Source organism: Atopomonas hussainii (genome assembly GCF_900109735.1).
Lineage (GTDB): Bacteria > Pseudomonadota > Gammaproteobacteria > Pseudomonadales > Pseudomonadaceae > Atopomonas > Atopomonas hussainii.
In genome coordinates, this window is record NZ_FOAS01000004.1 from 232520 (window position 1) to 251241 (window position 18722).

The 18722-nt window shown below is 58.6% G+C and carries 12 protein-coding genes and 2 pseudogenes; 4 read left to right on the plus strand and 10 right to left on the minus strand.

Annotated elements, in window-relative coordinates; all coding sequences use genetic code 11:
- Positions 1-133: 133 nt before the first annotated feature.
- Complete coding sequence (locus BMX80_RS17805) at positions 134-286, minus strand: hypothetical protein (RefSeq protein WP_175474877.1); 153 nt, start codon at positions 284-286, stop codon at positions 134-136.
- Positions 287-674: 388 nt separating this feature from the next.
- Entirely contained in the window at positions 675-1001 is a 327-nt protein-coding gene (locus BMX80_RS17675) for a hypothetical protein (RefSeq protein WP_074866085.1), read from the minus strand.
- 493 nt (positions 1002-1494) lie between these two features.
- Between BMX80_RS17675 and BMX80_RS05580 the strand changes: the two genes are divergently transcribed.
- Complete coding sequence (locus BMX80_RS05580; protein WP_074866086.1) at positions 1495-1797, plus strand: type II toxin-antitoxin system RelE/ParE family toxin; 303 nt, start codon at positions 1495-1497, stop codon at positions 1795-1797.
- Positions 1790-2083 (plus strand): addiction module antidote protein, encoded by a 294-nt coding sequence (locus BMX80_RS05585; RefSeq protein WP_074866091.1) that lies wholly within the window; start codon positions 1790-1792, stop codon positions 2081-2083. Before BMX80_RS05580 ends, BMX80_RS05585 begins: the two co-directional genes overlap by 8 nt.
- On the opposite strand, the gene xerC is transcribed toward BMX80_RS05585, so the two are convergent.
- Together xerC and BMX80_RS05595 are read right to left on the minus strand one after the other, a co-directional pair.
- The gene (gene xerC / locus BMX80_RS05590) at positions 2031-3236 is read right to left on the minus strand and encodes a site-specific tyrosine recombinase XerC (RefSeq protein ID WP_083394251.1); all 1206 of its coding nucleotides are present in this window, start codon (positions 3234-3236) and stop codon (positions 2031-2033) included. The genes BMX80_RS05585 and xerC overlap by 53 nt on opposite strands.
- A gap of 8 nt (positions 3237-3244) precedes the next feature.
- Positions 3245-6337, minus strand: coding sequence for a CHC2 zinc finger domain-containing protein (locus BMX80_RS05595; RefSeq protein ID WP_074866096.1), 3093 nt, complete (start codon positions 6335-6337; stop codon positions 3245-3247).
- A gap of 98 nt (positions 6338-6435) precedes the next feature.
- Here BMX80_RS05595 and BMX80_RS05600 point away from each other — a divergent pair, with 98 nt between their 5' ends.
- A complete protein-coding gene (locus BMX80_RS05600; protein WP_083394252.1) occupies positions 6436-6837 on the plus strand; it encodes a helix-turn-helix domain-containing protein in 402 nt (133 codons plus the stop codon).
- A gap of 555 nt (positions 6838-7392) precedes the next feature.
- Here the strand turns inward: BMX80_RS05600 and BMX80_RS05605 are convergent.
- The 6 genes and pseudogenes from BMX80_RS05605 to BMX80_RS05630 all read right to left on the minus strand — a co-directional run.
- Positions 7393-7821: pseudogene (locus tag BMX80_RS05605) on the minus strand (transposase); the annotation flags it as partial.
- Between the two features lie 242 nt (positions 7822-8063).
- Positions 8064-8387, minus strand: a complete 324-nt coding sequence (locus tag BMX80_RS05610) for a hypothetical protein (protein WP_074866098.1) — start codon at positions 8385-8387, stop codon at positions 8064-8066.
- Positions 8384-15319 (minus strand): two-partner secretion domain-containing protein, encoded by a 6936-nt coding sequence (locus BMX80_RS05615; RefSeq protein ID WP_074866101.1) that lies wholly within the window; start codon positions 15317-15319, stop codon positions 8384-8386. The genes BMX80_RS05610 and BMX80_RS05615 overlap by 4 nt, the downstream gene beginning before the upstream one ends.
- A 40-nt stretch (positions 15320-15359) precedes the next feature.
- A complete protein-coding gene (locus BMX80_RS05620; protein ID WP_074866107.1) occupies positions 15360-17078 on the minus strand; it encodes a ShlB/FhaC/HecB family hemolysin secretion/activation protein in 1719 nt (572 codons plus the stop codon).
- 279 nt (positions 17079-17357) lie between these two features.
- Positions 17358-17771 (minus strand): alternative ribosome rescue aminoacyl-tRNA hydrolase ArfB, encoded by a 414-nt coding sequence (gene arfB / locus BMX80_RS05625; RefSeq protein WP_074866109.1) that lies wholly within the window; start codon positions 17769-17771, stop codon positions 17358-17360.
- Between the two features lie 133 nt (positions 17772-17904).
- A complete protein-coding gene (locus BMX80_RS05630; protein WP_074866110.1) occupies positions 17905-18180 on the minus strand; it encodes a hypothetical protein in 276 nt (91 codons plus the stop codon).
- 332 nt (positions 18181-18512) lie between these two features.
- Here BMX80_RS05630 and BMX80_RS05635 point away from each other — a divergent pair.
- Positions 18513-18722: pseudogene (locus BMX80_RS05635) on the plus strand (IS5/IS1182 family transposase); the annotation flags it as partial.

An 18722-nucleotide genomic window follows, 5' to 3' on the forward strand; every position in this document is an offset into this window, starting at 1 on the left:
CAAGCCAACGCAAAACGTAGGGCGGGTTAGCCGCAGGCGTAACCCGCCGAACGATGATTAAACCCACACAAAAGCCACGTTATACGCCACATCAACCACACCCGACGCATGTCGAAAGCACAGCCCGCGCGGGTCAAATGACCCGCCCTACAGGGCTTACCCGCTCAATGGCCTCACGCAGCGCCAAACGCAACGCCGGATCGGTCAATATCCTTTGTCGCCGCTCCGTCACCACCGTAAAAAAGTACGAACCACCAGGCACCGCCGCACGCCGATAACGAGACATTCCGTGTCCCCCGAAGAAGCGTTAAAAGCCAAGAACCATCAAAGCATCACAACAACACCAAACCAACGCAAAACGTAGAGCGGGTTAGCCGCAGGCATAACCCGCCGGGCGATGGTTAAACCGACACAAAAGTCGCGTCATACGCCGCATCAACCACACCCGATGCATGTCGAGAGCAAAGCCCGCGCGGGTCAAATGACCCGCCCTACAGGGCTAAAGGCCAACGGTAAAACCGGTAAACAGGTTGTGTGTGCGGCCATGCGTAAGCTTCTTTGCATTGCTTATGGCGTTCTGAAATCCGGCAAACCATATGAGCCAAATCTAGCTCTTGCGAGGCAAGGCTCAAGACGGTATCTACAGGGCTTTTACACCAGGTCAAATATGAAAATCATTCAGACGGCCATTTTAGACCCGCCCTAAATGCTTTATACCAATATGCCCTAGAATAAACATCATCTCGATCCAAATGATAGACAAAGTCCTTAACCCTATCACTTAAAGGAAACTCAAATTTAAATTTTGCAATGGAAAGTCTTCGCTGAATCTCATGCAAAGCATCAAAATACTCTCCAGCCTCTTCAAAAGAAGTGCATGCGGATATTTTCTCAATCAAAACACCGCACTCCTCTTCATACACACAAAGATACTGATTAATAATTGACACACTAGAGCGATAACGCTCCAACTCATCTTGCAAGTCACTCCAGATATCCATGAGAACTACCTGATCCTTATTGGCTGGATATGGCCAACCTGACCTGTCGTAGGATTATAAATCATTTCTAAGCCACCTCCTTCATACTTGAAATACCCTGGAGCACCGCGCGGATCTGGAATTATTTTAGGATTGCTACTGAGAACCTCTTTAGCTTGAAGAAATGGCGCTGGACGCCCCTCACCCCACAAGCGCTCATAATAAGACTTACTAAACTTCAATCCATCTACAGAATAAAAGGCACCATCAAAATCTATGGGCTTTCCACCAGCTGTAGCTTTTGGACCAACAGTATCACCCGACGCGACTTTCCCTGTCGATGCGGCTGCAACCCAGACGCAGTGCGGCTTTCAGAGCATCGCACAGACGCAACTCTGCCCCGGCCCAAAAAATCGCCCAGACATGCTTTTCAGCCCTGACAGTCAACCCCCGACCTCAGCCGGCTGGGTTATTCGTCTTGCCCTGCGTGTATTTTATAGACTACAGTTCGGCCATGAAGAAGATCGAATCCAGCAAGTTCCGAACCTGGCTGAAGAAACTCAAGGACGACACCGGCAGGGCCCGTATCGTGGCGCGGATCAACCGGCTGATGGAGGGTTTGCCTGGCGATGTCGCTCCGGTCGGCCACGGCGTCAGCGAGCTACGGATTCACTACGGCCCCGGCTACCGGGTGTATTTTCACCAGCAAGGCGACACCCTGGTGATACTGCTCTGCGGTGGCGACAAGGGCAGCCAGAGCCGTGACATCGAGGCCGCCCACCAGATTCTGCAGGCGTGGAGAGCGCAACATGACTGAGACCTTTACCGATTTCGACCCCGCCGAGTACCTCACCAGTCCCGAGGCCATTGCGGAGTTTATGAGCGATGCCCTGGAAACCGGCGATGCCGGCTATATCGCCAAGGCCATGGGGGTGGTGGCACGTGCCAGAGGCATGACCGAGCTGGCCAGGGAAACCGGCCTGTCCCGCGAGCAGCTGTACCGTTCCTTCAGCGAGCACGGCAATCCCACGCTGAAAACCATGCTCGCGGTCATGAAGGCGCTGGGCGTCGATATGGCTGCTCGCCCGCATACCGCACACTGATTGCAGCCCCAGGCGGTGCGGTGGCTTGCCGCTGTGCCGCCTGGGGCCAACAAGCGTAGCGCGTTAGCCTTCCTCGTCGGCCTCGACATCCAGCGCCGCCAGCAGCAACTCTGCCGGGTCTTCGTCGGGCACTTCTGCGCCGCCTTCGACCCGGTTCTGCCGCTGCAAGCGGGCCGGGTGGGTGGGTGGCGGTATGGATCTCTTTCAGGGCGCGGATACTGACCTGGGTGTAGATCTGCGTGGTGTTCAGGCTGACGTGGCCGAGCATGGCCTGGATAAAGCGCACGTCCGCGCCGTTCTCCAGCATCAACGTGGCCATGGTGTGGCGGAACAAATGGCAACTGCCGCGCTTGCCGATGTTGGCTTTTTCGATGTGTTCGCGCACCAGTTGGGTCAGGCGGTTGGGGCTGAAAGCCTCGCCCTGCTGGGTCAGAAACAAGGTGCCATCGTCCAGGCCCAGGACAAAATGGGGCCGGACGTCGTCGCGGTATTTGGTGATCCAGGCCAAGGCCCGTTCGCCGATGGGAATCATCCGGTCTTTTTTGCCCTTGCCCTGGCGAATCATCACCGTGCCGCGCTCGTAATCGATGGCGCTCCAGCTCAGGCCGATCAACTCCATGCGGCGCATGCCGGTGCTGTAAAGGGTTTCCAGCATGGCGCGGTCGCGGATGCCGGTCGGGGTCGTCACGTCCGGTACGTTGAGGATACGTTCGGCCTCGTCGCTGCTGAGGATGTGTTTCGGCAAGCGCTGCTCCATCCTCGGCAGGTCGAGGTCGGCGGCCGGGTTGTAGAGGATGCGGTTGGTTTTGGTCAGCCACTTGAACCACACCCGGATTGGGGTGATGCGTACCGTCTGGCTACGGGCGGATAACGGTTCGCCGTCGGCCTTGCGGTAGAGGAACAGGTGGCGCTGGTAGCGCTCCAGAATCGGCCGCGTTATCTCCTGCGGGCGGGTCAGGCCGCGTTCGTCACACCAGCGGATAAAGCCGATCAGTAGGCTTTCGCGGTTGCCCACGGTGCGTTCGGAGTAACCGCGCTCGCGCTGGTGTTGCAGGAAGGCTTTCATCTGGAAATACAGGCTGCCGGGATCGCCCAGCGGGCCGATCACCTGGTCGGCGATTTTCTGTTTCTGGCGGGCGCCCTTCTTCGGCATGGCTCGACTTACCCGGCGCTGGACAACGCCGCAGCGGCGTTGTGGGTGAGTCGGATAGGTGCCTGGCCGTTAAGTCCGACCGGACCGGCTTCAAGCTCAGGCTGCGCCTGGCCTGGCGCGGTTTTTCCAGCCTCCGACCGGGTGCCGACCAGCGCCCGACCAGGGGCCGACCGTTCTTGCTCCAACCCCGACCGGGCGGCTTTGTTGTCCAGCAGGTCGGCATCGAGCAAGCCCATCAGGTGCGCCTGGTCGCGGCCGTCACCGTCGTAATTGAGGCTGTATTCGTGGGCCAGGCCGCGCCGGTAGAGCTGCAGGTATTCCAGTTCGCTCAGGCGGCCGAGGTGGATTTTCAGCTGCGTATCGCCCCAGCCGGTGGCGGCGCGCACGTCTTTGCGGCTGAAACGCAGCTCATGAGCCTTGAGGCCCTGGGCCTGGCTGTGGCTCTTGACCCAGCCTTGCAGCAGGCCGAGCAGGCGGCGGGTTTGCGGCGGCAGCTCGTCCAGGGTGCGGCCGAGGATGTCGTGGGCCAGGCGGTTGGCCAGGGCGATGTCGCCGGCCGTGGCTTCGAGATAGGCCAGACGCTGGCCGCGGTGCTCGATGTGCTTGATCGGCCGCTGATGCTGATGCAGCAAGGCGATGGCGCGGATCAGCGTCAGGTACTTCATGTGGTCGCGGCGTGTGCGGGTCTTGTCCGAGAGGAAGGTCAGCTGGTCGGCGAACGGGTTGACCACCGCCAGCGGTTTGAGCAAACGCTGGGCGTTCTGGTGCAGGCGGGTGATGGCCTGTTTCTCGGCATCGGCCAGCAGGCCGTCGAGGGTTTGCTTACGGCGCTGGGCGGCGTGGATCGCTTCGGTCTGCTCGCGGCTCTCGTTGATGGTCAGCACCAGACAGCGATTCAGCAGCTCTTCGTCGATGTCGATCGCCGTGGTGGTCAGCATCAGCATCACCGGCCCCTGCACCCGGTATTGCTTGGTCACCAGGTTGCCGGAGGCTTCGTCCTTGCCGGTTGAGGCGATGGTTAGCTCGCCGTCCGATTGCAGCAGTTTCAGGGCATAAGCCGCCTGGCGCACGCCCTCTTCCTCGGCGATGGCCAGGATGCGGTGCTGCAGGTCGGTTTCGCCGAGATAAAACAAACTCTGCCCGGTCATGGCGCTGTACTGGATGCGCTCTTCCTCGGGCATCAGGTTGAGCACGGCGTCCATCAGCGAGCTTTTGCCCGCCGCGCTGCTCGACTGGATCAGCACCGCCAGCGGCTGATCGAGTTTGCGCGACACCGCCGCCAGATAACCGGCCAGGAGGTTGCTGGACTCGCCGACCACTCCGCAGCGCGCCAGGTCGGCCTCGATGCGCTCGATCAGGTTGGGGGCGCGCAGCAGCTCCAGGGCGGTTTTCTCGTCCTCGGTGCTGAGCGTCGGCGTGGGATTTTTCGGGGCCAACGCGGCCTGGATCGCCGCCTCCTGCAAGCCTTCCAGCTTGAGCAACAACTGGCCGAGGTCGCGTTTGAGGATTTCCTCGGCCACGCCCAGCTCGCTGCCGGCCTGTTTCAAATAGCTGTAACGGGCCTTGGCCGCGTACAGGTCGAAGCTGTCCACGTAATACGCGGCCTCGGCCCGCTCGCTGGCCTCGCGGCGCACCTGCACGTTGACCCGCATTTGCTCGGGGCCGAGGTTCTTCTTCCAGCCGCGCACCCGCCAATGGCGGTCGGCGACCGTGAGTAAAAGATCGCCCTGGGCGTTTTCGCTGAACTGTTCGGCGGGTGAATTGGATTCGCAAACGAGCACGCCAGGAACAGGTGCAAGGGGCGTTTCCGATTCGGAAACGGCGGCTGCCTGCGGCGCGGCGGCTAAGAAAGAAGTGTCGTCGGCAGGGGAAATTTTCGCGTCCGCGAAAACGCTGTCCGGGTTTTCTCCAGTGGCCGATATTTTCGCGGGCGCGAAAATGACTTCATCGGTCGCCACGCCCTTGCCCTGCCACACCGCCCGCTGCAACAACTCGCCCAGCGCCTGCGCCGGGCTCTCCACCTGCAGGGCGAAGCCGTTGGCGTCCAGGCCCTGCGGGAACAGCAAGCGAAACACTTCGATGCCCGCGCCGCGCAACTCCTCGCCCAGCTTAGCCGCCGCCGCGTCACCCGCCTCGTCGCGGTCGAAGGCGATAATCACCCGCTGGGTGCCGTGGTGTTGCAGCGCCTGCCAATGATCTTGGGAAAAGCCCTTCACGCCATAGGCCGCGATCACGTTGCGATAGCCCGCGCACCAGAAGGTCATGGCGTCGATCAACGACTCGCACAAAATTACCTCGCCACCGGCCAGCAGCGCCGCCTCGTTCCACACTCCGCGCAACGGCGCGGCCAGGTACAAATGGCGCGACTGCCCGGCCGGAATCTTGTTATTCGGCAGCAGGCGCCGACCGTACAGCTGCACCACGCGGTTGGCCTGCTCCGAGTTGGCCCCGCCTTCCAGGCCAATCACCGGCACGATCAGACAACCGTTGAGGTGTTCGTGACCGGTCGGCCGCAGCACGCCTACCGCCTGCAACTGCTGGCGTACCTGCTTGCCCGCCAGGGTATGCCCGGCCGGCAGGCGATAGGTCAGGGTCTTGTTGGCATAACCCAGCTGGAAGCGCTCGATCAGCTCGGGATGGTTGAGACCACGGGCTTCCAGATAAGCCAGCGCCTCTGGCGATTGCTTGAGGTTGCCGTGGTAGAACTCCGCCACCGACTGCAGCAGCGCGGCAGCTTCCAGCTCAGAAGAGCCAGCGGCTAAGGGAGGAAGGTGGCGGGCCTGGCTGCGCGCCACGCCAACCTTCTCGCTGCTGTCCAGCGGCGCGTCGTTGCGCAGCAGCTGCACCGCGTGCGGCAGGGAAACGCCCTGAGTCTTCATCACCCAATCGATCACCGACCCCGCCGCGCCGCAGCCAAAGCAGTGATACAGGTTCTTCTCCGGCGAGATCGACAGGCTGGCCGTGCTCTCGTCATGGAACACGCAGCGCATGACGAAATCCTTGCCGCGCCTCTCCAGCGCATGCCCCTGCGACTGAACCAGGCGAACCAGCGACACCTCACGCTTGAGGCGGGCCAGTTCGGCTTCGGGAATGCGGGCCATGCGGTATCTCCTCAGAACCTTGTCAAGTATCCTATCGGAGGCTGTTTTAGATTCTATTCAGATACTTTCGTCAACCCTCATCAGAACCGGAGGTGACAATGCCAGGCATCGACCACCACCAGGGCTTGTTCTGGATGAGCTTCACTGAGCGCTTCTTGCAGCTACGCAAACAACACGGCCTGACCCAGCAGCAGATGGCCGAGACCGTGGGCATTCACATCACCCAGGTCAAACGCTACGAATCGGGCGAGGCCCAACCGTCGCTGGAGATTCTGAAGAAGGTGGCCACCGCGTTTAACGTGACCACCGACTGGCTGGTGTTCGAGCAGGGCGAGCGCGAGCCACAGGACGAGCTGAAGCTGAAGTTCGAGGCCGTGGCGCAGATGGACGAGGACGAGCGCCGCTCGATACTGGCCCTGCTCGATGCCATGATCCTCAAGCACCAGACCAAGCGTTTCTTCGTTCCGCAGACCGAAAATGACAAGACCGCAGGCAGCTAGAAAGGGAGCCGCCGCTAAGAGAAAGGCGCGCCACAGCTTGTGGCACCGTTTTCCCAGTAAATTCGCGGCCTGCAGGGCAGTCTGTAGTCGCCTGTGACTACAGCCGATTTTCGGCAAAACCGCCGCAGCCCAGTAACCACGCGACTTTGGCGGCACCAGCAAGGTGCGTATGGTGTATAGCCAAATCACCGGGGTTTAAGGGCAGCCAGAAACCGCGAAAACCGCAGTGATTTAAGGGCCAACACCGGCCAGAGGGTCAAAACCTTCGCCAGCGGCCTGAGCGCTGGCTGCGGTAGCTGGGAAGTAGCAGAAAGAAAGCAGCTCGATAGCCGATAGATAGCAGCCAGATAGCCAGAAAGAAGCAGTTCACCGGCGTGATGCACAGTCGCCTTCAAGCAACTCAAAAACAACACATCAGCAACTGAAAAAGAACAGAAAAACAACACGAGACAACAGAAAGAGGACACCTGACAACTGAAAAGCAACACCGGCACGAGGCCGGTGCTGGGAGACTAATTAAATAAATCTGTCCCCTTTTCCACACATACGGTCGCGGTAGCTCGACCACAGATAATCAGCAGGTTCAGCCACCATGCGGGCACGCACCGGATTAAGCTCAATGTATCGGGCACAAGCCAGTAGGTAGGCATCCGTCTGTACGATGCTCGATTTGTAGCGGCTTTCCCAGAGAGTGCCACTGCGCCCCTTTAAGCGATTACGGTAGCGGGTGGCCCTTGCCGCCAAGGCCTTCATCAACTGCCCTAAACCAGCTGCCGAATCGTCCGGGGCTAGCAGCAAGTGAACGTGATTGGTCATTAGGCAATATGCGTACACCTTGACTGCGAACACCTCTTTCAACTCACGAAGGTCGTCAAGGTAACGCTGAAAATCTTCCGGTGCGGCAAACACCACCTGCCGATTATGGCCACGCTGCACCACATGGTGCGGGTAATTCGGCAGAACAATACGCCCCATCCTTGGCATAAACACCTCCTTCCATTGAGGTCTTCAGCTTAATCCAGCAACCAACAGGTAAAATACAGGTAAAATAAATCTGTCCCCTTTGTCCGCGGTCCCCTTTGTCCGCGTAGGGCGGGTTAGCCGCAGGCGTAACCCGCCGAGCGATGGTTAAACCCACACAAAAGCCACATTAAGCGCCATATCAACCACATCCGGCGCATGTCGAGAGCAAAGCCCGCGCGGGTCAAATGACCCGCCATACAGGGCTAAAAAACCTCATGCCTAAGCAAATTGAAGAGACCGTCCTCCCTAACGACCCTTTCTATAGATGATGAGCGCGTTGTTTCATTAATGTAGAGCAAGACGGGAAAACTCGGAAAATCTTGCTCTACAGGCTCACCATCAAACGGATCAAGATTTAATTTGAGAACATAGTTCTCCGCATCACTCCCGCCCCACAAATAGTAAATGCCGCCTTGATAGGAGCTTTCTCGTTCTTCAAAGGAAACACTAAGCACTTCCTCCAAGTGATCCTTTGCCTGAAGCAAGCTTAGCCCAGTCACACCATATAGATCGTATGCAATAGTCATTTAGGAAGAACCACACTTGGAGCACGCCCTGCAGCTGTTGCCGCAGAGTCATAAATCATGAAATTAACTTCACGCCCGGCCCGTGCGCTTAACTGACTTGCTAAGTCTTTCAGACCAAGAGCTTGCAAGTCTCTCGCACTTAATGGTCCAGTACGAGTTCCTCCGCTTCTCAAACCTACTCCTAGAGATTTAGCTCGCAGCAAAAGCTCCGAACCAGCCAAGGCAATATCAAAGTCACTTACCCTGCCAGCATCGAATGCTTCACCAGTTTTAAAGCTTTTCCCTGTTACAGCACTTCCCTGCAGAATAGGCTCGACATTTCCATAGCCCGCTTGCTTCAAGCCATCCCGAACATCTGCACCAAAGTGCGCAAAATCATCTGCACCTGAAAACCCCTTGGGCACCGCAGTTGCTTTTGCCTTCCCACCTTTCAGCCAACCGTATAGGCTTGGACCACTCTTTATCGCCTCACGCCCCAGCGATAGAGCAGCAAGAGCCAGCTCAGCTTTAAACTCAACATCCAACCGAGCCTGCTCTGAATCAGTCAAGCTAAAAAGATCACGCTCCAAAGTGGAGTGAAATGCTTCGTTAAGATAAAACTGATTAACTAATTTTATCGCCTCAGGATTCAGCGTGCCTGCTCCTTCCCCATGAGCGGCCATAACCTCGAGAACCCTGATCACATCTTCACTGTCAACGGAAGAGGGGTCTATCGAACACCCCTCTAAAGCCTGACGACAGGCATCAATCACTCCGGCCGCAAAGCTTTTTGCATTATTACTATGTAGATCATGATTATATTGCGTCGCCGAAGAAGCCACCCAACTCCCCGTCTGCAACGCTTTCTCATCCCCGCCTTGCGCTGCGGCGGTCAACACCCCGATCACCTGCGAGTTCATCGTCAGCAGGGCTGCCTTATCCTCAACACCCAACTTGTCGTACTGTGCCGACAAGGCGCCGACTAATGCCTCATTGATACCGGCTGCCAGTGCACCCGTTTTGAAGTCGCCGCCTGCGGCTTCCGCCGCCAAGCCGCCCATAACAGCGTGCAAGCCAATTTTGCCAAGGCTGCCATCCTTAAGATCCCACTTGCCCACTGCTGTTTGGTCGCCCACCCAGTTGAAGCCAACCGCAGCAAAGGTGTTGGCAAGACTGCTACGCAAGGCATCACTAATGCTGCTATTACCACCCAGAGCGCGATCCAGCAGAGTTGAGGTACCGCTTTGCAGCAGTTGATTACCAGCAAAGCGACCGACGCCCTCCAGGCTTGAAAGGTCAACCGTAACCTGTTTGGTAAACGGATCTGTATTGGTCTTGAGCAGCCCGTCAAATACCCCAGCAGTCAGCCCTGCAGTAACTCCGGATACAACGTAACCACGCAAAGCGTCTTCCGAGGTTACATCCTTGATCACAGCACCCAAATTACCGCGATTATTAATTGTGCTAGTTGCGGCGTTCGATGCAGCCGCACTGGCCACTGTATTTGCAGCTGCGGCTTGCCACGTACCTTGGGCGGCCCCTACTAGGCCAGACCCTGCCCCCCAAGTTAAGTAGGTAACAATGATCGCAATAATCATCATCGCCGGCCCACCCAACCCCGAATGGCTGTACTTATACGAGTCGTGAATCTCTTTGACCCGGCGCCAGTCCACGTCGCCGCGTTGTTCCATGTCTTTGAGCCAAGCCAAATCAGGGTCGGCGCTGACCATGGCGTTGATGGTTTGGCTAACGGTTTGCTGGTTAACCTCTTTGATGTCGATCTGCAGGCCTTCAACGGCCTGAATCACGATGTCGCCTTTGGCAACAAGCTGGCTCTGACGCAGGGTTTCGTCGGTGTTGCCCTTGCCCTTCATCGAGTTCCAGGCCCAGCTGCTCTTGCTCTTTTCGTGGCTCTCTTGCTCGAGGTCTTTGACCCCTTCGAAGGTGATCGCACCGCCGCTTTGCAGGGTGAGGTCGTTGCCACTTTCTAAGCGCGCAGCTTGGTAGGTTTGGTCGCCTTCGCTGACCAAGGTCAGGTCGCCGCCGGTGATGATTTGGCTGCCGACGTTGGTGACTTTGGTGACTTCGTCGCGCTGACTCTTTTTGCTGCCCCACGAGCCTTTTTTCTTCATGTCGTAGAGGCTGTAGGACGAGTCTTGCGCGGCCAGCAGAGCGAGGTCGCCACCGGCGTAGAAGTAGGCTTCGTTAGCGGCCTCGGCGCGGCTGGCGATAAGGCCGATGTCCTGACCAGCAATAACGCTGATGTCACCCCCGGCCTGCAACTCGCTGGCTTGCTGGGTGATCTGGCTGTTTTCTTTGTTGATCTTTTTCTTGCTGCGTTTGTAGCGGTATTCGCTGTGCGACTCGTTGGCTGCAGCGGCGATGACCACATTGTTATCGGCCGCCACCTTGATATCGCCACCCGATAGCGCCTTGCTGGCCACGATTTGCACGTCATTGCCAGCGTCGATATTCATATCGCCACCGCTGACCAGCTCCGCACCATGCTGAGTCACGCTGCCGCGACTCCAGAAGTGCCGCTTGTCTTTGCGCATCATCGACTGCTCTTCTTGCGCGGCGGCGATGATGACGTCTTGCCCGCCTTGCAGGTTGAGGTCGCCACCGGCATTGAGCGCGCCACCGATGATCTCGATGTTGCGGCCGGCGCTTAAGCTCATATCGCCACTGCTTTCGATGCGCGCTGCGCTATCCACCACGCTGGTGGTTTGGCTGAAATTGCGCCCATTGAGCTGCTGTTGGCTGATGGTGCGCTCGTTGCGGATATCGCCCGTGACAGCGGTGAGGTTGACCTCTTGCCCTTTGATGATGCCGCCTTGGCTGTTGCGGATGCTGTCTACCGCCAGCAAGCTTAAGCGTTCATTGGCTTCGACCAAGCCACTGTTGTGGATGTTATTGGCTTGGGCCGTGAGGTTTTTAGTGGCTTTGAGGGTGCCACGATTGTTCAGTGCGCCACCGCTGATTAGGGTGACTTCTTGCCCTTGAATCAGACTGCCCGAGGGCGCCAGACGGCCACTGGCCTGCGCGAGGTATAGCACCGGCACAAGCACCTTCTGGCCCATGACTTCGCGTTCTTCCATCCACACGATGTCGTGGGTCAGAGCCGCCACTTGTTCGGCACTCAGGGCCACGCCCACGGCGAGGTTAAGCGCTGATTTGCTGGCGATGGCGTTGTCCATCAGGTAGCGGAACATCGCCTCGTCGGTGTTAAGCCCGGCGATAAAGCGCTGCCCGGTGCGCGCGGTAATAGCGTCACGGATCAGGCGTTGTTCGTACAGACCGTCGCCCAAGCGCTTCTGCATGGCATCCGGCGCATAGCCCAAACGGCTGAGCATGTAATCGGAATTGAGGAAGTTTTTCAGCGAGGCGAATTGCGGATCGGTTTCCACCAGATAGCGGTGGCCCGGCTGGGTGATCACGCGGAATAAGCCGCCCTTGCCTTGCGGCAGGCTGAAGCTGGGCAAGCCGAGCGGATCGACAGCTTGTTGCTGCGTGTCGGGCCCGGCTTGGCTGCTTAAGCGCACCACCAAGGGCTGGCTTTGCCCGTCCACACTGGTGTCGGCACTTTGCGCGCCTTTGCCTTGGGCGGCCTGCAGACTGCGCACCGAGTCGCTGTCGATGGATTGCGTGGCTTGAATGCTGACATTGCCACCGGCCTGAATAATGGCCGCAGCGCCGGGGTTAACCATGGTGCGGGTTTCAATATCACCGGTTAACGTCCACGCATAAAGGTCGCCAGGCATGGTCTTCGGCAAGGGGGCATTGTTATAGGGCACCAAGACCCGGCTTCGGAAGCGCCCGTCGGTGCCATCGGTAATGCGCCCGGTGTTGAAGGTGCGCGTGCGTACCACGTGTTCGATGGCTTCGCCGTGGTTGTTCAGGTTATCGGCGCTGATGGCGATATTGCCGGTGGCGCTGATGGTGCTCTTGACGTTATTGATCACACCCGCGGCTATCTGCAGCAGGTTGCCGCTGTGGATCAGTGCCGCTCCGCTGTCTTCCTGCACATGGGTTTGCGAGGTTTCGTTGGCGATGTAGTCCACGTTGTGGTGATCGCCGCTACAGTCGTAACACCAAACGCTAATGTGGCCAGACAGCAGGCGCTGCTCGCTGCGGTATCGCGCACGATCGTTGCGCAGCTGTTCGACATGCAGGCGCATGTCCCCGACCGACTCGATGGTGCCTGACAGGTTCTCGAGCAACGCGCTGCGTGCCAAGCCCTCGTTAGCCGCCAGAGTAAGGTCGCCAAAACTGTAGAGGTTGCCGGTGTTATGCAGCTCGCTCACGTACAAGGTCATATCTGTGCCGCTAAACAGCAGGCCTTGGTTATCCACCTTGTTGGCCGTTACGCGCAGCTGCTGATCACTGCCTAAGGTGGCGTATTGCAGTTGCACTTGCCCCGCTTGCAGGCTGAAGTCGCCTTGGCTGGTAAAGCTGCCAGTACTATCGAACAGCCCCGCCACTTTCAGGTGGGCATTGCCCGCCGTTCGCGCACGCGCCGCTTCGCCTTGCTCAAATGCAGCCACATCGATGTGCATGTCGGCCACGCTTTGCAACTCGCCAAAGCCGCGATACTGACCACTTAAGGTCATGTGCAGCTCGCCATCACTGGCTAGCAGACCATCGTTATCGATGGCGCCGCCACGCAGGAACATATCCCCTGCACTCACTAGGCGCCCGCCCGTCTGCATGAAGTGACCGAGCGTGAGGTCGAAGCTATTGGCCTGCAGGTAAGACTCGTTCGTCCACTCTGCCGCGTTGTAACTGAGGTCGGCGTTGGTAATAAAACTGCCGCCGGCCAAGCCCACGGCTGCCCAGTTGAAGTCGAACGCCTCGTCGCCTACATGGCGTACGGTACCGCCGCTGTTGCTGATGCTGTCGCCGCTTAAGGCAAGGCGCGCATTGCCGATTTCGATCAGGCCGTTTTGGTTGTTCAGCTGGGTAAAGCTAAGCGTGCTGGTGCCGGTTTCGCCCAGGGCGCGCAGTTTGCCGTAGTCATTGTTTAACCAGCCGGTGTTAATGCTCAGGCGCTCTGCCGCTTCGATCAGGCCGAGGTAGTTATCTAGGCTATCGCTAGCGGTGATGTTCACCAGCGGTGCGCCAATTTGCCCGCTGTAGTTAGTCAGGCGCGCGGCGTTAAGGGTGACTTGGCTGTCGCTCTGCAACAGGCCGCTGTTATTGACCAGCTCGTCGGTGGCCGAGACGTTGAGTGCACCTTCACTGGCAACGATTTGCCCGCCGGTGTTATCCACCTTGTTAGCGCTGCTGGCGGTCAGCTGTTTGGCCTGCATACGGCCAGCCACGTTGGAGACATCGCCCGTTGCCACGGTGATGGTGGCGCTGCCACCTAAGGCGCTGATCAGGCCGGCATTGTTGTTCAGCCCAGCGCTTTGCGTGACGCTGAGGTTGCCTTGCCCGGCCAGCAGCTTGCCGCCTTGGTTGTTGGTTTGCCCGCCACTGACGTTAAGTGCGCCTTGGTTGACTTGCACCACGCCGCCTTGGTTATTCAGGGTGGCGGCGTTAATCGTCACATCGCCTTGCTTGGCCAAGATCAGGCCGTCGTTTTGGTTATTGAGCGTATCGCTGGCAGTGACATTCAGCGCTTGGTTGCTGGCGATGGTGCCGGCGCGGTTATCCAGCGTTTGGGTGGTTACGGTGAGGCTGCTCTGCCCCAACAGCTTGCCGTTTTGGTTATTCAGCTCGCCGGTAGTGATCTGCCCGTGCTGGCCGCTGACGATTTCACCTTGTTTATTCCCGAGCTCGCCCGTCGCTATCTGCAGTTGGCCTTGTGCGGTGATACGGCCATCGTTACCGAGGTAGTCACCCTCTACACGCAGCACGCTGGCGGTGTTGCTCTCGCCTTCGGCGTCGATACCGGCTTCGATAGCGCCGTTGTTGTAGACATCTTTACCAACCAGTGTGAGGTCGCCACGCGCACTTAAGGTTTGCTCGTTGTTGATCTCGTTAGCCGCTTCGGCGCGCAGATTGCCGTTGGCGTGCAGGTTGTCGGTCAGCTCAATGTCTTGCGCTTGCAGGGTGGCATTGCCCTGCGCTTGGGCCTTGCCCACGGTGAGTTGGCCGTTGCTGCTGATGATCAGGTCGCCTGCACTGGCCGCCATATCACCGGCCAGTTTGACCCCTACGCCGGCCTCGGTGCCGACCAAGCGGATGGCCCCGGCGTACATGCCGCCCAGCGCCGAGCTGTCGATGGCTAAGGCGGGGGCGTTGCCGTCGCTGGCTTTTTGTGTGGCTTGCAGGCTGTTGGCATCAACCTGATTGCGCCCGGCGATGATGTTGAGCTGCTGGGCGTGGATATCGGCGTTGATTTCGGCACTGCGGGTGATCAGGTCGAACTGGCTGACATTGCTGGCGTTAAGCCCGGCGCCTTGCACGGCGATGCTGCCGCCATCGACGTCATAGCCAGTCAGGCGACCCGCTTCGATCTGCGGTTTGCCGGTGCTTAAGGTGACGCGCGGGGTGTTGATAAAACCGCAGCCATCACAGGCAATGCCGTGCGGGTTGGCGATGACCACCGCAGCCGATTTGCCCGCCACTTCGGTATAGCCCTTGAGCTGGCTGGGGTTGCCGCCGTTGACCTCGTTGAGAATCAGGCTAGCAGCGCTGCCTTTAAGGTTCGGGTTGCCCAACACATAACCACCGAGCTGAGTGCTTTGCAGCTTGTCGGTGGCGTTGTTGAGGATCAGCCCTTGGCTGCCCACGTTGAACTCGCCAAAGCGGTTGTGCGACAGGCCGTTGCCGTTGGGGGTGGCAATGTTGACCAGCGGCACGCCGTTGCTGGCATTGCCGAGCGCGGTGTTGCCACCGGCGCTGTTGTCGACAGTGATCTCTGCGGCGGCAGACACCAGCGGGTCGAAGGTCATGACAACGATCAGCAAACGGGCGATGGCGCGGTTGATCGGGCTGTAGGCGTCCATGGGGATGTCCTTGCCTTGCGGCTATCTCAAGGGCGAAAAATCAGAAAAACAAATCGAGGCGGAAATACAGCGGGTGCTCCTGACGCTCGATAGCGTCGGGGCGCTCCAGCGAGCGCGCGAAGCTCACGCTGGCGGCCACATGCTGGCCGCGGGCAGACAATTCGATGGCATTACCGCTGAGGCGACCGCGCTGGTCAGGGTTGTAGCGCCCGCCGTGGATAACCCCCACGTCGTAGGCGAACCCTAGGCTCAGCTCGCTAAACACCGGCTGCAGCGGTGCCCAAGTAACCGGGCGGCGCCAGCGCAGTTGATTGCGCCAATACGCGCCGCTATCGCCGGACAGCGATTGCTCTTTAAAGCCACGCACCGAGCTTTGCCCGCCCACGCTTAAACGCTGCGGGCTGAACAGCACGTCTTCACTGCGCTGGCCGCTGGCTAAGCTGTCGAAGCTGAATGACTCGCCCCACAGGCTGAACGTCTGCAAATAGCTGAGCGTGAGGGTGTATTTGTTGTAACGCGCCACCGGCTGACCGCCGCGCGGGTTGCCGCTCTCTTGCGCATCAAACCAGCCCACGCCGCGCTGCCAACCGGCATCCACGTTGATAAACGCCGTGCCGACTCGGCGGCCGTGATTCAGCCCCAGCTGCGCTTCGCTTAAACGCTGGCTGGACACATCGATCAAGGCTTCTTCGAGATAGTTACGAGTGCGCAGGTGGCTGGCGCCTAGGCTCAATGAGGTCTTGCTGACGTTATCGCGGTGCAGCAGGCGCTCGGCGCTTAGCTGATGGGTTTTGCTGTCGCCATCGAGCATAAAGGCGAAGCCGTTGGCCTCATTTTGCGTGCGGTAGTAACTCTGGCTGTAGCTGTAAGAGAAGGTCCACCAGCCGTAGGGCAGGCTGTAGTAGAGGCTCTCGTTGTGCGAATGGCGGAAGCTGTCGCTGACCACATCGTGGCCTAGGCGCAGGCTGAGCTGATCGGCCAAGCCCAGTGGGCTGTCCCAATCTAAACCGGCGCCCATTTGTTGCTCGCCGGTGCTCAGCTGGCCATCGTTATGCCGCGCCAGCGAAACGCGCCAAGGCTTGCTCTGCGTGCCTTTGACCTGCACGCGGCTGCCGCCGACTTGTTCACCGGGCACCAGCTCAAGTTGCGCGGCGCGCGAAGGCAGGCGACCCAGCTGGTCGATCATTTGCTCCAGCTCGCGCAGATTGAGCACATTGCCGATCTCCCCGGGGAAGGTCATCGCCAGCTCACGAGCGCTGGGGTGGCCCTCGGGGCTGAACAGACCTTCGATACGCCCTTCCACCACCTGCACTTGCAGGGTGCCGTCGTTCAAATCTTGCTGCGGCAAGTAGGCCCGCGTGGTCACGTAGCCGGCATCCAAATAAATCTGGGTGACGGCTTTAAGCAGTTCGTTAAGGTCATTGGCGCTCAGGCAGCGGCCTTGCCAAGGCTCGACCAAGCGCGCTTGCTGGGTGGCGCTCAGTAGCGTGGCGCCGAGCAGCTCGACGCGTTGAATGGTCATGCATGGCGCATCGGGGTCGACCGCCGGTTGCGCGGGCTGTGCCGCGTTGCCGGGCAGCTGCTGTAACTCTTGCAGGCGTTTTTGCTGCTCATCGAGCAAACGCTGCTGACGTTCGCGTTGTAAATCGCGATCACCGGGCAGGGTTTGCGTACCCGGCTGCGCCGCCAAAGCGGACGCGCTCAACAGGCAGGCGAGCAGAAAGACAGGCGCACGGGCGCGTGACGGGACAACAACCATTCCTTGGCACTCCAAGAATTCCAAACCGGGCACCGCATCGCGCGGGCCTAAGAAAAAGCGGCGAAATTTTGCTCAGATGGCGCGATGAGATCAAGCAGAAACGCCAAAAAAGTCACACTTTGTGAAAGTGCGCAACATTTTGCGCCACTTTTTTGGCGTCAAAAGCTTTTGTTAACGCGCATCAAGGCGATGGGCGGCTTTAACCACTAAGGGCCGTTAAAGTCAGCAGAACAGGCTGCACTTAAGCCCAGCAAAGCTGGGGCTGGTTTTGTGCACGCTTCAGTAATCGACTTTGCCGCGCCCGGCCTTGATGGCGCCGCGTTGGCTTTTGCCATCGAGGCGGCGCTTCTTCGAGCCCAAGGTTGGTTTGGTGGCGCGGCGGGTTTTCTGCACCTTGGTTGCTTCCAGTATCAGCGCCTTAAGGCGCTCTAGGGCATCGGCGCGGTTTTGCTCTTGCGTGCGGTATTGCTGCGCCTTGATCACCACCACGCCCTCGCTGCTGATGCGCTGATCGCGCCAGCTCAGCAGCCGCTCTTTATAAAAAGCCGGCAGCGACGACGCGGCAATATCGAAACGCAAATGCACCGCGCTGGCGACTTTATTGACGTTCTGCCCACCCGCGCCCTGCGCACGAATGGCGCTCAGCTCGATCTCATTATCGGGGATATGCACGGTGCGGGTGATGATTAGCATGTTTTATAAATAGCCCGAGCCGTAGGGCGGGTTAGCCGAAGGCGTAACCCGCCGAGCGATAATTAAACCCACGCAAAAGCCACGCTCCGCGCGACAACAACATAACCTGCGCATGACAAAAGCAAAGCCTGGGCTAAAACCATCCCAAGGCTCTTAAAGCAAAAGCAAGGGAAGTCAAAACGTAAAAAATCATCCAAAACCAAAACTCAACAGGCTTCTCAGATCTCACAATAACAAACCCACGAACACCAACCCTCCCCAACACAACGCCATTAATCGCCGCCAAAAGAAAAGCAAGAAACAGCATAATAAACGCATAAAACTCAGCATCCATCCACCCCAAAAAACCAAACTTTGAAAAACTCAGAAAACAAAAAGCAACAATCACCAACAAATACACAACAACCATAACATCACCCTACAAACCATAAAAAGCCGTAATCAAGCCCAACAAAGGCCAGAGAAACGGAAGCACCGCAGGGCGGGCTAGCCGAAGGCGTAACCCGCCCTGCGATGATTAAATCCACGCAAAAGCCACGTTATGCGCCACATCAACCACGCCCGGGCATATCGAGAGCAAAGCCCGCGCGGGTCAAATGACCCGCCCTACTAGGCTACTGGGTCACTGGGTCACTGGGTCACTGGGTCACTGGGTCACTGAGCTAAGGAAACGCTGATTTATTCCTCAGCAGCTCTCTTGGCTGGCACAATCGCGGGAAGCCCATCGCCTGAGTCAGCCGCATGCAAAAAACCTTTTCCGAAGCCGAATATGCCGGCAAGAAAAAGCTGACACGCCGCGATCGATTTCTCAGCGATCTTGAGCAGCTCACGCCTTGGACCTTGCTTGAAGCTCAGATTGCCCCCTTCTATGCAGACAACACGGGCAAGCGTGGGCGTCCCAGCATTGGTTTGCCACGCATGCTTCGCTTGTACGTTGTGCAGCAGTGCTTT